This is a genomic window from Streptomyces achromogenes (assembly GCF_030816715.1).
Lineage (GTDB): Bacteria > Actinomycetota > Actinomycetes > Streptomycetales > Streptomycetaceae > Streptomyces > Streptomyces achromogenes_A.
In genome coordinates this window covers 3,537,600-3,554,120 of the sequence record NZ_JAUSYH010000001.1, presented here as the reverse complement: position 1 = coordinate 3,554,120, position 16,521 = coordinate 3,537,600, and the positions used below count along the sequence as shown (strand labels likewise).

Genomic DNA, 16,521 nt, shown 5'->3' with positions numbered 1-16,521 from the left:
GACGCGAGCATCTGTGGCCAAGTTTTTAAGGGCGCACGGTGGATGCCTTGGCACCAGGAACCGATGAAGGACGTGGGAGGCCACGATAGTCCCCGGGGAGCCGTCAACCAGGCTTTGATCCGGGGGTTTCCGAATGGGGAAACCCGGCAGTCGTCATGGGCTGTCACCCATACCTGAACACATAGGGTATGTGGAGGGAACGCGGGGAAGTGAAACATCTCAGTACCCGCAGGAAGAGAAAACAACCGTGATTCCGGGAGTAGTGGCGAGCGAAACCGGATGAGGCCAAACCGTATGCGTGTGAGACCCGGCAGGGGTTGCGCATTCGGGGTTGTGGGATCTCTCTTTCACAGTCTGCCGGCTGTGAGGCGAGTCAGAAACCGTTGATGTAGGCGAAGGACATGCGAAAGGTCCGGCGTAGAGGGTAAGACCCCCGTAGTCGAAACATCAACGGCTCGTTTGAGAGACACCCAAGTAGCACGGGGCCCGAGAAATCCCGTGTGAATCTGGCGGGACCACCCGCTAAGCCTAAATATTCCCTGGTGACCGATAGCGGATAGTACCGTGAGGGAATGGTGAAAAGTACCGCGGGAGCGGAGTGAAATAGTACCTGAAACCGTGTGCCTACAAGCCGTGGGAGCGTCGGACGTCAAGCTTGCTTGGCGTCTCGTGACTGCGTGCCTTTTGAAGAATGAGCCTGCGAGTTTGCGGTGTGTTGCGAGGTTAACCCGAGTGGGGTAGCCGTAGCGAAAGCGAGTCCGAACAGGGCGTTTCAGTAGCACGCTCAAGACCCGAAGCGGAGTGATCTAGCCATGGGCAGGTTGAAGCGGAGGTAAGACTTCGTGGAGGACCGAACCCACCAGGGTTGAAAACCTGGGGGATGACCTGTGGTTAGGGGTGAAAGGCCAATCAAACTCCGTGATAGCTGGTTCTCCCCGAAATGCATTTAGGTGCAGCGTCGTGTGTTTCTTGCCGGAGGTAGAGCACTGGATAGGCGATGGGCCCTACCGGGTTACTGACCTTAGCCAAACTCCGAATGCCGGTAAGTGAGAGCGCGGCAGTGAGACTGTGGGGGATAAGCTCCATGGTCGAGAGGGAAACAGCCCAGAGCATCGACTAAGGCCCCTAAGCGTACGCTAAGTGGGAAAGGATGTGGAGTCGCAGAGACAACCAGGAGGTTGGCTTAGAAGCAGCCACCCTTGAAAGAGTGCGTAATAGCTCACTGGTCTAGTGATTCCGCGCCGACAATGTAGCGGGGCTCAAGCGTACCGCCGAAGTCGTGTCATTGCAGCAATAGGGCCAACGCCTGCTGTGATGGGTAGGGGAGCGTCGTGTGCCGGGTGAAGCAGCACCGGAAGGTAGTTGTGGACGGTTCACGAGTGAGAATGCAGGCATGAGTAGCGATTCACACGTGAGAAACGTGTGCGCCGATTGACTAAGGGTTCCTGGGTCAAGCTGATCTGCCCAGGGTAAGTCGGGACCTAAGGCGAGGCCGACAGGCGTAGTCGATGGATAACCGGTTGATATTCCGGTACCCGCTGTGAAGCGTCAAACATCGAACCAGGCGATGCTAAGTCCGTGAAGCCGTTCCGGACCCTTCGGGGAATGGAAAGTGGTGGAGCCGACGGACCAGACTTGTAGTAGGTGAGTGATGGGGTGACGCAGGAAGGTAGTCCATCCCGGGCGGTGGTTGTCCCGGGGTAAGGGTGTAGGTCGTGTGATAGGCAAATCCGTCACACATTAAGGCTGAGACCTGATGCCGAGCCGATTGTGGCGAAGTGGATGATCCTATGCTGTCGAGAAAAGCCTCTAGCGAGTTTCATGGCGGCCCGTACCCTAAACCGACTCAGGTGGTCAGGTAGAGAATACCGAGGCGTTCGGGTGAACTATGGTTAAGGAACTCGGCAAAATGCCCCCGTAACTTCGGGAGAAGGGGGGCCACGCTTGGTGAGAGGACTTGCTCCTCGAGCTGGGGGTGGCCGCAGAGACCAGCGAGAAGCGACTGTTTACTAAAAACACAGGTCCGTGCGAAGCCGTAAGGCGATGTATACGGACTGACGCCTGCCCGGTGCTGGAACGTTAAGGGGACCGGTTAGTCACTCTTCGGGGTGGCGAAGCTGAGAACTTAAGCGCCAGTAAACGGCGGTGGTAACTATAACCATCCTAAGGTAGCGAAATTCCTTGTCGGGTAAGTTCCGACCTGCACGAATGGCGTAACGACTTCTCGACTGTCTCAACCATAGGCCCGGTGAAATTGCACTACGAGTAAAGATGCTCGTTTCGCGCAGCAGGACGGAAAGACCCCGGGACCTTTACTACAGTTTGATATTGGTGTTCGGTTCGGCTTGTGTAGGATAGCTGGGAGACTGTGAAGCTTGGACGCCAGTTCGAGTGGAGTCGTCGTTGAAATACCAGTCTGGTCGTGCTGGATGTCTAACCTGGGTCCGTGATCCGGATCAGGGACAGTGTCTGATGGGTAGTTTAACTGGGGCGGTTGCCTCCTAAAGAGTAACGGAGGCGCCCAAAGGTTCCCTCAGCCTGGTTGGCAATCAGGTGTTGAGTGTAAGTGCACAAGGGAGCTTGACTGTGAGACCGACGGGTCGAGCAGGGACGAAAGTCGGGACTAGTGATCCGGCGGTGGCTTGTGGAAGCGCCGTCGCTCAACGGATAAAAGGTACCCCGGGGATAACAGGCTGATCTTCCCCAAGAGTCCATATCGACGGGATGGTTTGGCACCTCGATGTCGGCTCGTCGCATCCTGGGGCTGGAGTCGGTCCCAAGGGTTGGGCTGTTCGCCCATTAAAGCGGTACGCGAGCTGGGTTTAGAACGTCGTGAGACAGTTCGGTCCCTATCCGCTGCGCGCGCAGGAATATTGAGAAGGGCTGTCCCTAGTACGAGAGGACCGGGACGGACGAACCTCTGGTGTGCCAGTTGTTCTGCCAAGGGCATGGCTGGTTGGCTACGTTCGGGAGGGATAACCGCTGAAAGCATCTAAGCGGGAAGCCTGCTTCGAGATGAGTATTCCCACCCACTTGATGGGGTAAGGCTCCCAGTAGACGACTGGGTTGATAGGCCGGATGTGGAAGCCCAGTAATGGGTGAAGCTGACTGGTACTAATAGGCCGAGGGCTTGTCCTCAGTTGCTCGCGTCCACTGTGTTGGTTCTGAAACCACGAACAGCCCCATGCCATGGTCACGGTGTGGTGCGGCTGGACAGTTTCATAGTGTTTCGGTGGTCATAGCGTGAGGGAAACGCCCGGTTACATTCCGAACCCGGAAGCTAAGCCTTACAGCGCCGATGGTACTGCAGGGGGGACCCTGTGGGAGAGTAGGACACCGCCGAACAATCATTGCGAAAACCCCCGTGCCATTCGGCACGGGGGTTTTCTGCGTTCCTGATATTTCGAAGTTGTTCTTGACGGGCTCTCCCACCGGAGGGCCCGTTCTGCGTTAGAGGCGTCCAGCTGCTTTCAGTGCGAGGTAGGCGTCCGCGAGTGCCGGGGCGAGTTCATCCGGTGTGGCGTCGACGACGGTGACGCCGCGCCGGCGGAGCTGCTCCGCCATACGGTGCCGCTCGGTCTGGGCCTGGGCTGCGGCTGCGGCCTCGTACACCGCGTCGGCGTCACCGCGGGAGGTGGCCATGCGGGCGATGTGCGGGTCGGCCACCGACGCGACGAGGACCGTGTGGCGTCGGGTGAGTTGCGGCAGGACGGGGAGGAGGCCTTCCTCGACCGGCGTGGTGTCCAGTGTCGTCATCAGGACGATGAGGGAGCGGCGGGGCGCGGTGCGCAGGGTTGCGGCGGCGAGCCCGCGGGCGTTCGTCTCGACGAGTTCTGGTTCGAGCGTGGCCATGGCGTTGACCAGGGAGGGGAGGACGTCCCGTGCGGTGCGGCCCTGGACGAGTGCGCGCACCCTGCGGTCGTAGGCGAGAAGGTCGACGCGGTCGCCGGCACGGGACGCCAGGGCGGCGAGGAGGAGCGCCGCGTCCATGGAGGCGTCGAGGCGGGGGGCGTCGTCGACGCGGCCTGCGGAGGTGCGGCCGGTGTCGAGGACCAGGAGGACGTGCCGGTCGCGTTCGGGACGCCAGGTGCGGACCGCGACCGTGGAGTGGCGGGCCGTGGCACGCCAGTCGATGGAGCGGGTGTCGTCGCCGGGAACGTACTCGCGCAGGCTGTCGAACTCGGTGCCCTCGCCGCGGGTCAGGACGCTGGTACGGCCGTCGAGTTCGCGTAGCCGGGACAGTTTCGACGGCAGGTGCTTACGGCTGGTGAACGGAGGCAGGACGCGTACGGTCCAGGGGACCTGGTGGGCTCCCTGGCGTGAGAAGAGGCCGAGGGGGCCGTAGGAGCGGATGGTGACGCGGTCGGCGTGGTGGTCGCCTCGCCGGGTGGGGCGCAGGCGGGTCGTGACGCGGCGGCGTTCACCGGGCGGGACCGTCAGGCGGTGGCGAGAGGCTTCCGTCTCCGTGCCCGGCTGCCAGCCGCTGGGTGGCCAGGCGTCGCGCAGGTGGGCGCGCAGGGGGCGCCGGGACGGGTTGGTGACGGTGAGGGTGACGTCCGCGGGGTCGCCGAGGCGGGCGGTGGTGTCGCCGGAACGGGTCAGGCCGAGTCGGCGTACGGGGGCGGCCAGCACGAAATCGCAGGCGCAGGCCAGGGCCAGCGGCGCGTTGACGGCCAGGATGCCCGTCCATCCGGGGCCCCAGATGCCGACGGGGAGAGAGCCGAGGGCCGCGAGGAGCGCGGTGCGTCCGGTGAGCGCCATCAGCGGGGGACGGGGACGTGGGCGAGGATCGCGTTGATGACGGAGTCGGCGGTGACGCCTTCCATTTCGGCCTCCGGGCGGAGTTGGACGCGGTGGCGGAGGGTGGGCAGGGCGAGGGCTTTGACGTCGTCGGGGATGACGTAGTCGCGGCCGGTGAGCCAGGCCCACGCGCGCGAGGTGGCCAGGAGGGCGGTCGCGCCTCGTGGGGAGACGCCGAGGGTGAGAGAGGGCGATTCGCGGGTGGCGCGGCAGATGTCGACCACGTAGGCGGTGATCTCCGGGGAGATCGCCGTTTTGGCGACGGCGGCGCGGGCCGCCTCGAGGTCGGCGGGTCCGGCGACGGGGCGTACGCCGGCGGCGTGCAGGTCGCGGGGGTTGAAGCCTTCGGCGTGGCGGGTGAGGACGTCGATCTCGTCCTGGCGGGAGGGGAGCGGGATCGTCAGCTTGAGGAGGAAGCGGTCCAGCTGGGCTTCCGGGAGGGGGTAGGTGCCCTCGTACTCGACGGGGTTCTGGGTCGCGGCGACGAGGAAGGGGTCGGGGAGGGGCCGGGGGGTGCCGTCGACGGTGACCTGTCGTTCCTCCATCGCTTCGAGGAGGGACGACTGGGTCTTGGGCGGGGTGCGGTTGATCTCGTCGGCGAGGAGGAGGTTGGTGAAGACCGGGCCGGGCTGGAAGGAGAACTCGGCGGTGCGGGCGTCGTAGACGAGGGAGCCGGTGATGTCGCCCGGCATGAGGTCGGGGGTGAACTGGACGCGTTTGGTGTCGAGTTCGAGTGCGGAGGCGAGGGCGCGGACGAGCAACGTTTTGGCCACTCCGGGGACTCCTTCAAGGAGAACGTGTCCGCGGCAGAGCAGAGCGACGACGAGGCCGGTCACGGCGGGGTCCTGGCCGACCACGGCCTTGGAGATCTCGGCGCGCAGGGCTTCCAGGGAGGCGCGGGCGCGGCCCTGGTCCCCGGTGGTCCCGGCGTTGTCGGTGGTCGGGTCCATCATGGACGGCGTACCTCTCTTTCGAGGGCGTCGAGTTGGTCGGCGAGGGCGATCAGGGCCGCGTCGTCGCCGGGCGGCGGGCCGAAGAGAAGGGAGTGCAGGACCTGGCCGTTGCCGTGGAGGTGGGCGGTCAGGGCGGGGATGAGGGCCTCGGGCGCGTGCGCCTGGGGTACGGGGACGCCCAGGAGAGGGGCGAGGCGGTTGCGGGTGGTGGAACGGAGAGCCGCGGCCGCGCGGTCACGGGCGTCGGCCTTGCGGTAGAGGCGGGCGCGGCCCTCGACGGTCTCGGAGGCGCGGATCGCCACGGGGAGTTTCTCGGGGACGAGGGGTCCGAGCCGGCGTGCCCGCCACAGGGCGGCGAGTGCTGCCGCGACGAAGAGTTGCAGGGTGCCCCAGATCCAGCCGGAGGGGAGCAGATCGAGGAAGGATTTCTCGTCGTCCGGGTCGGCGGCGGTGGTGTCGGAGAGAGAGGGGAGGTACCAGACGAGATGGTTGCGGGAGCCGAGGAGCTGGAGGGCGAGCGAGGCGTTGCCCTGCTGGTCGAGGCGGTTGTTGTAGAGGATGTCTGGTGCGCCGAGCACGAGGGTGTCGCCGTCGCCGGTGGTGTCGGGGAGGCGCAGCAGGGTGGCCAGACGTTCGCTGGGGTAGCACTCGTCGGCGCCGGGTCGGTGGGTGGTGTAGCGGATGCCGCCGGTGTCGGCGGTGCCGGCGCGGCGCGCTGCGGGCAGGGGGCAGTCGGGGGAGAGCACCGAGTCGTGGCTGTGGGCCGGGTCGGCGGTCACGCCGGGGGCGAGGGTGCCCACGGACCAGCTGCTGGGCGCGACGAGGACGGTACGGCCGCCGGAGCCGGCTGTCGCCGTGTACAGCTCCTCTTGTTGATGCTCGGTCAGGAGGTCGGGGGCGGCGACCAGGAGGGTGGTGTGGGGGTCCGCCGCGGCGCGGGCGTCGGCGAGGTCGGTGACTACGCGGGTGGTCACGCCGCGGTCGGCGAGCAGTTCGGAGATCGCGCGGCTGCCGTAGGGGTCGGCGGAGCGCGGGTCGAGGGCGCCGTGACGGGCTTCGGACTGCAGTGCGGCGAGCGTGATCGAGGCCGCCAGGAGAAGGGCGAAGGCGAGGACGGGGCCTCGGGCGCGGGTCCACAGACGGAGGGCGGTGGGCGGGGCCGAGGTGGTGGGGGACCTGACCGCGGGCGTCACTCGGCGGCTCCCCGGCGGGCGGTGTGGGCCGTGTGGTGGATGCTGTGGGCCGTCAGCTCCGGTTTCGCGCGTTCCAGGTCGAGGTCGAGTGCGGCCATGCGCATGTACGACTGCTGGGTCGCCCTGCGGCCGCCGTATGTCACATCGTCGAAGTCCCCGGCGGCGGCGCGCAGCCGGTCGGTGTGGGCCGGCAGGCTTCGGCCGGCTTCGGCGGCGGCCTCGTCGGCCGTGCGGCCTGGGCGAGCGTCGAGAAGGGCGCGTTCCTCCAGGGCGCGGACGACGGCGCGCATGCGTTCTTGGAGGGCCTGGTTCCAGTGGCCCTGGGCGGCGTGCGCCTCGGCGGCCGCGCGGTGTTCGGCGGCGCTGCGGGGACGGTCGTCGAACAGGGCGGGCGTGGAGGTGGGGCGGCGGCGCGGGGCGCCCAGGCGCCACCACAGGGCGGCGACGACGGCGGCGACGCCGAGGACGACCACCAGCAGGCCCAGGGTGCCGCCGGGGGTGGCGGTCGAGGCGGTGTCGAACAGGTCGCCGATCCAGTCCCAGAGGGTGTCCAGGGTGCGCTGGAACAGGCCGGGGTCGTTCTGGTGGTACAGGTCCTTGGACAGCTCACGGCGGGCCGCCTCCCGCGCGGGGTCACGGGGGACGGTCAGCGGCGGTTCGTCGCCCGAGCGGGCCAGGGCCGACGTCGCGCCGTCGCCTGCCCGCAACAGGGCCTGGACGGCCTTGTCGGCGGCGCGGCACAGGGCCGTCGGCACTGGGTCGGCGAGGCCGGACAGGGCCCGTAGGGGCAGGCCGTCCGTGTGCGGTACCGCTGTGAGAACTCCCCCCGTCGGTCTCACCGCATCAGCTCCCCGGGATGGTGCCGGGGGCGGCGGAGCCGTAGTCCTGGAGGCCTGCCGCGCGGGCCAGGTCGAGGTCGAGGGCCTCGCGGCGGATGCGCTGGTCGATGTAGAGGAGCACGATGACGCCGGCCGCGATCGGGAAGGTGATCATGGAGCCGATGACCGAGCCGATGCCGCTGATGATCAGGTAGGTCCAGCCGTAGTCGCTGCTCGCTTCGACCATGCCGCTGATGCCGCCGTCGCTCAGGGCGGCCCCGAGGAGCGCGAAGGGCACGACGACGATCATCGCGATGATGTTCGCGATGAGCAGGGCGAGCAGTTGGATGCCGAAGACGCGCCACCAGGAGCCGCGGGTGAGCTTCGCGGAGCGGCTGAGGGCCTTCTTGATGCCCTGTTTCTCCAGCATCAGCGCGGGCGAGGCCAGGCAGAAGCGGATGAGCAGCCAGAGCACGAGGACGATCGAGCCGAGGATGCCGAAGGCTTTCAGCGCGGCGCCCCCGTCGGTGTTTCCGGCGGCGCTCGCGAGGATGCCCGGCAGCAGGCAGACGAGGACGATGCCGGCGGCGATCAGCATGAGCAGGAAGATCAGCCCGAACAGCCGGGGCAGCTGCGGGCGGGCGTCGCGCCATGCCTCTTTGAGGGTGACCGGTTTCCCGAGCACCGCGCGGCTGGTCACGGTGGTGAGCAGGGCGGTCGCCACCACGGTGCCGACGAGGCTGATGAGGAGCACGGGGCCGGAGGCGCGCATGGCGTCGCCCATGGCGTTGAGCTGCTCGTCGGCGGTGGCGCTCGGGTCGCCGAGGGCCGCGGTGTCCGTGGCGTCGTTCAGGATCAGGCCCTGCAGCAGGACGATGAACACCTCGGTGACGATCGCGACGGTCAGGGAGATGCCGAGGACCGTACGCCAGTGGGCGCGCATGGTGGCCACGGCGCCGTCGAGGATCTCGCCCACGCCGAGCGGGCGCAGCGGGATCACGCCGGGCTTGGCGGCGGGCGGCGGGCCGCCCCAGCCGGCGCCCCAGCCGCCGGGTGGACCGTAACCGCCGTAGCCTCCGGGGCCGCCGTGGCCGGCCGGGCCTCCGGGGTGTCCGCCCGGGCCCGCGGGCGGGTAGCCGCCCCAGTTCTGGGCGGGCGGAGGCGGGGGCGGGGGCGGCGGGGGCTGGGCCGGGTTCTGGAGGCCTGCCGGCGCCGACCACTGGCCGGGAGGCGGCTGTTCCTTGGACCACTTCGTGCCGGGGGTCTGCGGGTTCGCGCTCGCGTCCGGCTGGTCCGCGGGCTGATCGCCGGCGGGCCGGGCCGCCGGCTCGGCGGGGTGGGACGCGCCGGGCTCCTGTCCGTCGGACGGGGCGGATCCGGGCGAGGCCCAGCCCGGAGTGTCTTTCATCGTCGCTCCTTCACGGTGCCCGTCTGCGGGCGCGGCGGCAGGTTGGGAGCCATCGTGCCATGGGGCGCTCACCGGGTGACCGGCCGCGGTACGGGCCGCACACCTTCAATGGTCCGTCGGATAGGGGGCAGACTGACTTCATGGCTGATCAGTACGCGCAATCCGGCGAGGACAAGCGGCCGGCGGAGATACCTGCGATCCGTTGGGAGGAGCTGCCGGAGGGCCCCGTGCTGGTCCTTCTCGACCAGACGAGACTTCCCGCCGAAGAGGTCGAAACGGTGTGTACGGACGCGTCCGCGCTGGTGGAGGCGATCCGGTCGCTGGCCGTGCGCGGGGCGCCGTTGCTGGGGATCGCCGGGGCCTACGGCGTCGCGCTCGCCGCCGCCCGCGGCTTCGACGTGGACGAGGCCGCGAACGCGCTCGCGTCGGCCCGCCCCACCGCGGTGAACCTGTCCCTGGGCGTGCGCCGGGCTCGTGCCGCTTACCAGGCGGAGCTCGCCGGGGGCGGCGACCCCGCCCAGGGAGCGCGGGCGGCGCTGGCGGCCGCACGGCAGCTGCATCGCGAGGACGCCGAGGCCAGCGCGCGGATGGCCGCGCACGGGCTGGCGCTGCTCGACGAACTCCTGCCCGGCGGCGGGCACCGGATTCTCACGCACTGCAACACCGGGGCACTGGTGTCGGGCGGTGAGGGGACGGCGTTCGCGGTGGCGCTCGCGGCGCACCGGATGGGGCGGCTGCGCCGGCTGTGGGTGGACGAGACCCGTCCGCTGTTGCAGGGCGCCCGTCTCACGGCGTACGAGGCGGCGCGCAGCGGCATGGCGTACACCTTGCTGACGGACAACGCGGCGGGTTCGCTGTTCGCGGCGGGCGAGGTGGACGCGGTGCTGATCGGGGCGGACCGCATCGCGGGGGACGGGTCGGTGGCGAACAAGGTGGGGAGTTACCCGCTCGCGGTCCTCGCCCGCTACCACCATGTGCCGTTCATCGTGGTGGCGCCGGTGACGACGGTCGATCCCAAGACGCCGGACGGGGCGGCGATCGAGGTGGAGCAGCGTCCGGGGTACGAGGTGACGGAGACCGCGGCGCCGCAGGCGCCGGTGACGGGAGCGGGCGCGGGGATGCCGGTGGCGCCGCTGGGGACGCAGGCGTACAACCCGGCGTTCGACGTGACGCCGCCCGAGCTGGTGACGGCGATCGTCACGGAGGAGGGCGTGATCTCGCCCGTGACGGCCGACGCGCTCGCCGGGCTGTGCACCAAAGCGGGCAGGGGCGCCGCCGAGGCCGAGGCCGGGGCTGAGGGCGGGCGCGGGGGCAGGGGGCCTGAGCTGTCCTGATCTGGCCGGTGCGGCCTCGCCCGGCTGACCCGCCGGACGGTGCGCCGGTCGACGGCGTGGGTCGACGGCGTGGGTCGCGGGGGCCGGTCTACGAGCGGGCGGGCTGGCCGGCGATCAGGAGGGTCGTGCCGGCGGGGCGGAAGCCCAGGCGGGCGTAGATGCGGGCGACGGACTCCTGTGCGTAGGCGAGGAAGACGGTGTCGATGTCGTGCTCGCGGGCGTGGGCTGCCAGGGCCGCCGTCACGGCGGCGGCCAGGCCCTGCCGTCGGGCGGAGGGAAGGGTGCCGACGCCGCCGATCTCCGTCGCGCCCGCCGCCGGGTGGTAGTGGCCGACGGCCAGGGGGACGCCGTCCGGGGCGAGGGCGGCGAGGAGCGTCTTGTGTCCGGCGCGGAGCGTGGGGCGCACGGCGGCGACCGTGCCGTCCCCGGTCACCTCACGGGTCAGTCTGGACAGTTCCGCGCGGTCCGCCGGGCCGGTGCCGGGCTGCTGGGCGAAGGCCAGGCGGGGCAGGGCGAGGGCGGCAGGCAGCGCGGGATCGTCGGCGGTCAGCACCCGCAGGGTCACGCCGTCCGGGAGCGGCAGGGCGGGGAGCGGGCGGTGTGCCGGGAGGACCATGAGCGGGCGTTTCAGCACCGTGAGGCCGGCGGCCTCGATCAGGGCGCGCAGGGCCGGGGCGGCGTCGGCCAGCCACTCGAACGCCTCCGGCACGCCGAGCTCCCGCTGACGGGCGCGTACCCGCGCGATGTCGTCCGCGCCGACCCGAGCCGCGCCCCGCCGGGTGGGCTGGGCATGGCCGGGACCGCCGTAGTACGGGGCGCCCGGCTCCCCGCGCACGAACAGGCGCAGCGGGCCGAAGTCCTCGGCGGCGGCGAAGAGGAGAGGGACGGCCGCGTAGTACTCCTGGATGCGGTCGTGCAGCGGGTCGCTCATACGACGCATCCCACCACTGGAGGTCATCGCACCGCACGGGGATTTCCCTGCTCTTCCTGATCGGCGCCGCGCCCTCGGAGCCTGAACGTTCCGCGCCCTCGGAGCCCGGATGCTCACGCGAGCGCCAGATGTGCTGTCCTTGAGCAGTAGCCGCACGCCGTCTCGCCGGGCCGCACGACATCGGCGCCGACACCCGGCGTCGGCGCGGACCGGGGCAGACAGTGACGGGCCCGTACGACTATCGTCACTGGTCGGTGAGCCTTCTCACCTGCGCCTCCTTCACTGTTACGAGAATGGGATGATGTCGTTTATGAAGGGACGAGTCCTTGTCGTCGACGACGACACCGCACTGGCCGAGATGCTCGGCATTGTGCTGCGTGGTGAAGGTTTTGAGCCGTCTTTCGTAGCCGACGGCGACAAGGCGCTGGCTGCTTTCCGTGAGGCGAAACCCGATCTGGTGCTGCTGGACCTGATGCTGCCCGGCCGGGACGGCATCGAGGTGTGCCGCCTGATCAGGGCGGAGTCCGGCGTACCGATCGTGATGCTCACGGCGAAGAGCGACACCGTCGACGTGGTCGTCGGACTGGAGTCCGGCGCCGACGACTACATCGTGAAGCCGTTCAAGCCGAAGGAGCTGGTCGCCCGCATCCGGGCCCGGCTGCGGAGGTCGGAGGAGCCGGCGCCCGAACAGCTCGCCATAGGCGACCTCGTCATCGACGTGGCCGGCCACTCCGTGAAGCGGGAGGGCCAGTCGATCGCGCTGACCCCGCTGGAGTTCGACCTGCTGGTCGCCCTGGCGCGCAAGCCCTGGCAGGTGTTCACCCGCGAGGTCCTCCTCGAGCAGGTGTGGGGCTACCGGCACGCCGCCGACACCCGCCTGGTCAACGTACATGTACAGAGGCTGCGCTCGAAGGTCGAGAAGGACCCGGAGCGGCCGGAGATCGTGGTGACCGTCCGTGGCGTCGGATACAAGGCAGGACCCAGCTGACATGTCAGGGGACAGTGCCGCTTCGGCCCCCGGCCGGTCCGGGGCCCGTCGGGAGCGGCCTGTCGGCCGTGGGACAGCGGGTTCACGCTTCGCGCGCCTCCTCGAAGGCGGGCTGCTGCGGGGCGGCGTCAAGGGCAGCCCCGTACTCAGACTGCTGATGCGGTGGGTACGCCGGCCGCTGCTGCCCGTCATGCGGCTCTGGCGGCGCAACATCCAGCTGAAGGTCGTCGCCACGACCCTGCTCATGTCGCTCGGGGTCGTCCTGCTGCTGGGCTTCGTGGTGATCGGGCAGGTGCGCAACGGTCTGCTGGACGCCAAGGTCAAGGCATCGCAGAGCCAGGCCTCCGGCGGGTTCGCCGTGGCCAAACAGAAGGCCGACGAGGCCGCCGGCACGCCCGCCGACGGCGGGACCCCGGCGGACGGCCGCACCTCGCAGAACGTCAGCGAATGGATGAGCGAGCTCGTGCTGTCGCTGTCCAGCGGCGGCCAGGGCGCCTTCGACGTGGTCACCCTGCCCCCCGGCTTCGACAACGGCGGCGGATACGGACCGCGTGCCTCCGGATACGTCGACCCCGACAAGAGCGTTCCCGACAACCTCCGCGCGCGGGTCAACACCGGCACCGGCGCATTCCAGAGCTACTCCCGCATCATCTATCTCAACGACAAGGAGTCCCAGCCGGCCCTGGTCATCGGCAAGCAGGTCAACGACCCCAACAGCGACCCGTACGAGCTGTACTACCTCTTCCCGCTCACTCAGGAGGAGAAGTCGCTGAGCCTGGTCAAGGGCACGCTCGCGACCGCCGGACTCTTCGTCGTCGTCCTCCTGGGAGCCATCGCCTGGCTCGTCGTACGGCAGGTCGTCACCCCGGTGCGGATGGCCGCCGGGATCGCCGAACGGCTCTCCGCCGGGCGGCTCCAGGAACGGATGAAGGTCACTGGCGAGGACGACATCGCACGGCTCGGCGAGGCCTTCAACAAGATGGCCCAGAACCTCCAACTGAAGATCCAGCAGCTGGAGGACCTGTCACGGATGCAGCGGCGGTTCGTGTCCGACGTCTCCCACGAACTGCGGACGCCCCTGACCACCGTACGCATGGCCGCAGACGTCATCCACGACGCGCGGGTCGACTTCGACCCCGTCACCGCGCGGTCCGCGGAACTCCTCGCCGACCAGCTCGACCGCTTCGAGACGCTCCTCGCCGACCTCCTCGAGATCAGCCGCTTCGACGCCGGCGCCGCCGCCCTCGAAGCCGAGCCGATCGACCTCAGGGACGTCGTGCGGCGCGTCGTCAGCGGCGCCGCGCCGCTCGCCGAACGCAAGGGGACCACCGTCCGCGTCATCGGCGACCAGCAGCCCGTCGTCGCCGAGGCCGATGCCCGGCGCGTGGAACGCGTACTGCGCAACCTGGTCGTCAACGCCGTCGAACACGGCGAGGGCAAGGACGTCGTCGTCAAACTGGCCTCCGCGGGCGGAGCCGTCGCGATCGCCGTGCGCGACTACGGCGTCGGACTCAAGCCCGGCGAGGCCACCCGCGTCTTCAGCCGGTTCTGGCGCGCCGACCCGGCACGCGCGCGTACCACCGGCGGCACCGGCCTCGGGCTGTCCATCGCCCTGGAGGACGCGCGACTGCACGGCGGCTGGCTGCAGGCCTGGGGTGAGCCCGGCGGCGGCTCCCAGTTCCGGCTGACGCTGCCCAGGACCGCCGACGAACCACTGCGGGGCTCGCCCATACCGCTCGAGCCCAAGGACTCCCGCCGCAACCGCGGCGAACTCGACGACGCCGGCCAGCCGCGCCGCGGCGGCGAGAAGAGCGCCACCGTGCCGGTGCAGCCCGCGCGCGAACAGCAGTCCGCCGCCCGGACGCCGCTCACCCCCCGCACCACCGCCCCCACCGCCGACCCGACGGCACTGCCCGGCAACGGCGCGCGCGTGGTGCCCCGCACGGGCCCGGCGACGGGGACGAACACGGGCGGCGGAACACCGCACGACGAGTCGCCGGACGACACCACGACGTCGCACTCCGCGGCCGAGAGCGCGGACAAGCAAGGGGAGGCAACTCGTGGGCGCTGAGCAGCGCGAGGGGGGCGTCCGGCGCACGCCGGGGCGCGCGATGGCGTACGCCGCCTGCGGAGTCGTCCTGCTGGCCGGGTGCGCCTCGATGCCCGACAGCGGCGACCTGCGCGGCGTCGAATCCACCCCGGGGCAGGACACCCAGGTCCGGGTGTTCGCCATGCCGCCCCGCGACGACGCACAGCCCCTGGAGATCCTCCAGGGCTTCCTCGAAGCGCTCACCAGCGACGACCCCAGCTACTCGACGGCACGCCAGTACCTGACCCGGAAAACCGCCCAGAAGTGGCAGCCCGAACGGTCCACGACCGTCCTCGCGGACGGTCCGGCGACCATGACCGGACCCGCCGGGAACCGCGAGGGCGACGACCGCTCGTACATCCTCTCCGGCTCCAGGGTCGCCGTCGTGGACGCCCAGCAGGCCTACGCGCCCGCCTCGGGCGACTACGGACAGACCATCCACCTCACCCGCGACAAGAAGAACGGGCAGTGGCGCATCGACGCGCTCCCCGACGGCGTCGTCATGGGCAAGTCGGACTTCCAGCGCAACTACGTGTCCGCCAACAAGTACTACTTCGCCTCGGACACGGCCGTCGAGGGATCCGGGCAGCCCGTGGCCGTCGCCGACCCCGTCTACGTCCGCGGACGGGTCGACCCCATGACACAGATGGTGCGCTCCGTTCTCAGCGGCCCCACCAGCTGGCTCCGCCCCGTCGTCAGATCCGGATTCCCCACCGGGACCGCACTCTCCAAGGGCGTCACCTCGCTGACCCCCGACGACCAGAACAAGCTCACCGTCCCGCTGAACGACAAGGCCGCGCACATCGGACGGGCCAAGTGCGACGAGATGGCCGCCCAGCTGCTGTTCTCCCTCCAGAGCCTGGCCCCCACCGTCGGCGAGATCGCCCTGCGCGCGGGCGGCAGCCAACTGTGCTCCCTGTCCGAGGACCAGGCGAAGACCGTCGCCGCCCGCGGCTCCCGGAGCGACCCCGGCTACCTGTACTTCATCGACGGCCAGCACCGCCTCGTCCGGATGGCCAGCGGCAGCGGCAACGCCAAGGCCGACCCCGTCCCCGGAGCCCTCGGCACCGGCGCCACGGCCCTGCGCTCCGTGGCGGTGGCCCGCGACGAACGCAGCGCGGCAGGAGTGGCCCTGGACGGCAAGACGCTCTACGTCACCTCCACCCTGTCCGGCAGCACCGTCGGCGAACCCGTCCTGCAAAGCACCGGCAAGACCGAGTCCGACCGGCTCACCACCCCCAGCTGGGACGCCGAGGGCAACCTCTGGGTGGCCGACCGCAACCCCGCCGACCCGCGGCTGCTCCTGCTCCAGAAGGGCGGCGGACAACCGCTGGAGGTACTCACCCCGGGGCTCGACGGCCGTGTCGACGCCGTGCGCGTGGCCGCCGACGGGGTGCGGATCGCTCTCGTCGTGGACAAGGGCGGCAAGCAGTCCCTGCTCATCGGACGCATCGAACGCACCGACGACGCCGAACCGCCGTCCCTGTCGGTCCAGGAACTGCGCTCCGCGACACCCGAGTTGGAACAGGTCCGGGCCGTGTCCTGGGCCGGGGACAGCCGGCTCGTCGTGGTCGGAAAGGAAGCCGGCGGCGTCGAGCAGGTGCAGTACGTGCAGAGCGACGGCTCGATCCCCGAGGCGGGCACACTGCCCGGACTCACCGAGGTCACCAGCATCGCCGCCTCCGAGGACAGCGACACCCCGCTCTTCGCCACCTCCAAGAACGGGCTGCTGTGGCTGCCCGGCGGAAGCGGGTGGCGGACGCTGAAGGAAACCGCCTCGATGGCGCTCTACCCGGGATAGAGAGAGATCCTTTCCGCTCCTCTGCCGGCTCCTGTGCCGGCCCTCTGTCGTCATACCTCTTCGAGTTCACGGGACGGCCGCTCTCCATCGCGTCGCGATGGAGAGCGGCCGTCCCGTTTTGGACGCTGTTTCGTTTGCGTTGGCCAATTGCGCCGACCGTCGTCTTCCGTGGAGTTGTCCACAGGGGTGCCGGTCGGTTTCCACAG

The 16,521-nt window shown here is 69.5% G+C and carries 10 protein-coding genes and 2 rRNA genes; 6 read left to right on the top strand and 6 right to left on the bottom strand.

Annotated elements, in window-relative coordinates; all coding sequences use genetic code 11:
* Positions 1 to 15 precede the first annotated feature (15 nt).
* Both QF032_RS15880 and rrf read left to right on the top strand, forming a co-directional pair.
* Positions 16 to 3,138 (top strand): 23S ribosomal RNA (locus QF032_RS15880).
* Between the two features lie 90 nt (positions 3,139 to 3,228).
* Positions 3,229 to 3,345 (top strand): 5S ribosomal RNA (gene rrf / locus QF032_RS15875).
* Positions 3,346 to 3,450: 105 nt separating this feature from the next.
* Here the strand turns inward: rrf and QF032_RS15870 are convergent.
* The 5 genes from QF032_RS15870 to QF032_RS15850 all read right to left on the bottom strand — a co-directional run bounded on the left by QF032_RS15870 (position 3,451) and on the right by QF032_RS15850 (position 9,172).
* Complete coding sequence (locus QF032_RS15870) at positions 3,451 to 4,761, bottom strand: DUF58 domain-containing protein (protein ID WP_307056270.1); 1,311 nt, start codon at positions 4,759 to 4,761, stop codon at positions 3,451 to 3,453.
* Positions 4,761 to 5,750: an AAA family ATPase gene (locus QF032_RS15865; protein ID WP_307050126.1), complete on the bottom strand. Its 990-nt coding sequence runs from the start codon at positions 5,748 to 5,750 to the stop codon at positions 4,761 to 4,763. The genes QF032_RS15870 and QF032_RS15865 overlap by 1 nt, the downstream gene beginning before the upstream one ends.
* The gene (locus tag QF032_RS15860; RefSeq protein ID WP_307056269.1) at positions 5,750 to 6,946 is read right to left on the bottom strand and encodes a DUF4350 domain-containing protein; all 1,197 of its coding nucleotides are present in this window, start codon (positions 6,944 to 6,946) and stop codon (positions 5,750 to 5,752) included. The genes QF032_RS15865 and QF032_RS15860 overlap by 1 nt, the downstream gene beginning before the upstream one ends.
* Complete coding sequence (locus tag QF032_RS15855; protein WP_307060276.1) at positions 6,943 to 7,656, bottom strand: DUF4129 domain-containing protein; 714 nt, start codon at positions 7,654 to 7,656, stop codon at positions 6,943 to 6,945. Before QF032_RS15855 ends, QF032_RS15860 begins: the two co-directional genes overlap by 4 nt.
* A 133-nt stretch (positions 7,657 to 7,789) precedes the next feature.
* A complete protein-coding gene (locus QF032_RS15850) occupies positions 7,790 to 9,172 on the bottom strand; it encodes a glycerophosphoryl diester phosphodiesterase membrane domain-containing protein (protein WP_307056268.1) in 1,383 nt (460 codons plus the stop codon).
* Between the two features lie 140 nt (positions 9,173 to 9,312).
* Between QF032_RS15850 and mtnA the strand changes: the two genes are divergently transcribed.
* Positions 9,313 to 10,506, top strand: a complete 1,194-nt coding sequence (gene mtnA, locus QF032_RS15845) for an S-methyl-5-thioribose-1-phosphate isomerase (RefSeq protein WP_307056267.1) — start codon at positions 9,313 to 9,315, stop codon at positions 10,504 to 10,506.
* An 88-nt stretch (positions 10,507 to 10,594) separates the two neighbouring features.
* Here mtnA and QF032_RS15840 read toward each other — a convergent pair whose 3' ends face one another.
* Positions 10,595 to 11,446, bottom strand: a complete 852-nt coding sequence (locus QF032_RS15840; RefSeq protein WP_307056266.1) for a GNAT family N-acetyltransferase — start codon at positions 11,444 to 11,446, stop codon at positions 10,595 to 10,597.
* 289 nt (positions 11,447 to 11,735) lie between these two features.
* On the opposite strand from QF032_RS15840, the gene mtrA reads away from it, so the two are divergent.
* Genes mtrA through QF032_RS15825 form a run of 3 tightly spaced genes read left to right on the top strand, consistent with a single transcriptional unit; the run spans position 11,736 to position 16,315 of the window.
* Entirely contained in the window at positions 11,736 to 12,425 is a 690-nt protein-coding gene (gene mtrA, locus QF032_RS15835; protein ID WP_187281934.1) for a two-component system response regulator MtrA, read from the top strand.
* A gap of 1 nt (position 12,426) precedes the next feature.
* On the top strand, positions 12,427 to 14,496 hold the full coding sequence (gene mtrB, locus QF032_RS15830; RefSeq protein WP_307056265.1) for an MtrAB system histidine kinase MtrB: 2,070 nt from the start codon (positions 12,427 to 12,429) through the stop codon (positions 14,494 to 14,496).
* On the top strand, positions 14,486 to 16,315 hold the full coding sequence (locus QF032_RS15825; RefSeq protein WP_307043427.1) for an LpqB family beta-propeller domain-containing protein: 1,830 nt from the start codon (positions 14,486 to 14,488) through the stop codon (positions 16,313 to 16,315). Before mtrB ends, QF032_RS15825 begins: the two co-directional genes overlap by 11 nt.
* Positions 16,316 to 16,521: the final 206 nt, after the last annotated feature.

Coding starts and splice junctions, on each gene's coding strand:
- QF032_RS15870 (WP_307056270.1), bottom strand. CDS start 4,761: ATGGCGCTCACCGGACGCACCGCGCTCCTCGCGGCCCTCGGCTCTCTC.
- QF032_RS15865 (WP_307050126.1), bottom strand. CDS start 5,750: ATGGACCCGACCACCGACAACGCCGGGACCACCGGGGACCAGGGCCGC.
- QF032_RS15850 (WP_307056268.1), bottom strand. CDS start 9,172: ATGAAAGACACTCCGGGCTGGGCCTCGCCCGGATCCGCCCCGTCCGAC.
- mtnA (WP_307056267.1), top strand. CDS start 9,313: ATGGCTGATCAGTACGCGCAATCCGGCGAGGACAAGCGGCCGGCGGAG.
- QF032_RS15840 (WP_307056266.1), bottom strand. CDS start 11,446: ATGCGTCGTATGAGCGACCCGCTGCACGACCGCATCCAGGAGTACTAC.
- mtrA (WP_187281934.1), top strand. CDS start 11,736: ATGATGTCGTTTATGAAGGGACGAGTCCTTGTCGTCGACGACGACACC.
- mtrB (WP_307056265.1), top strand. CDS start 12,427: ATGTCAGGGGACAGTGCCGCTTCGGCCCCCGGCCGGTCCGGGGCCCGT.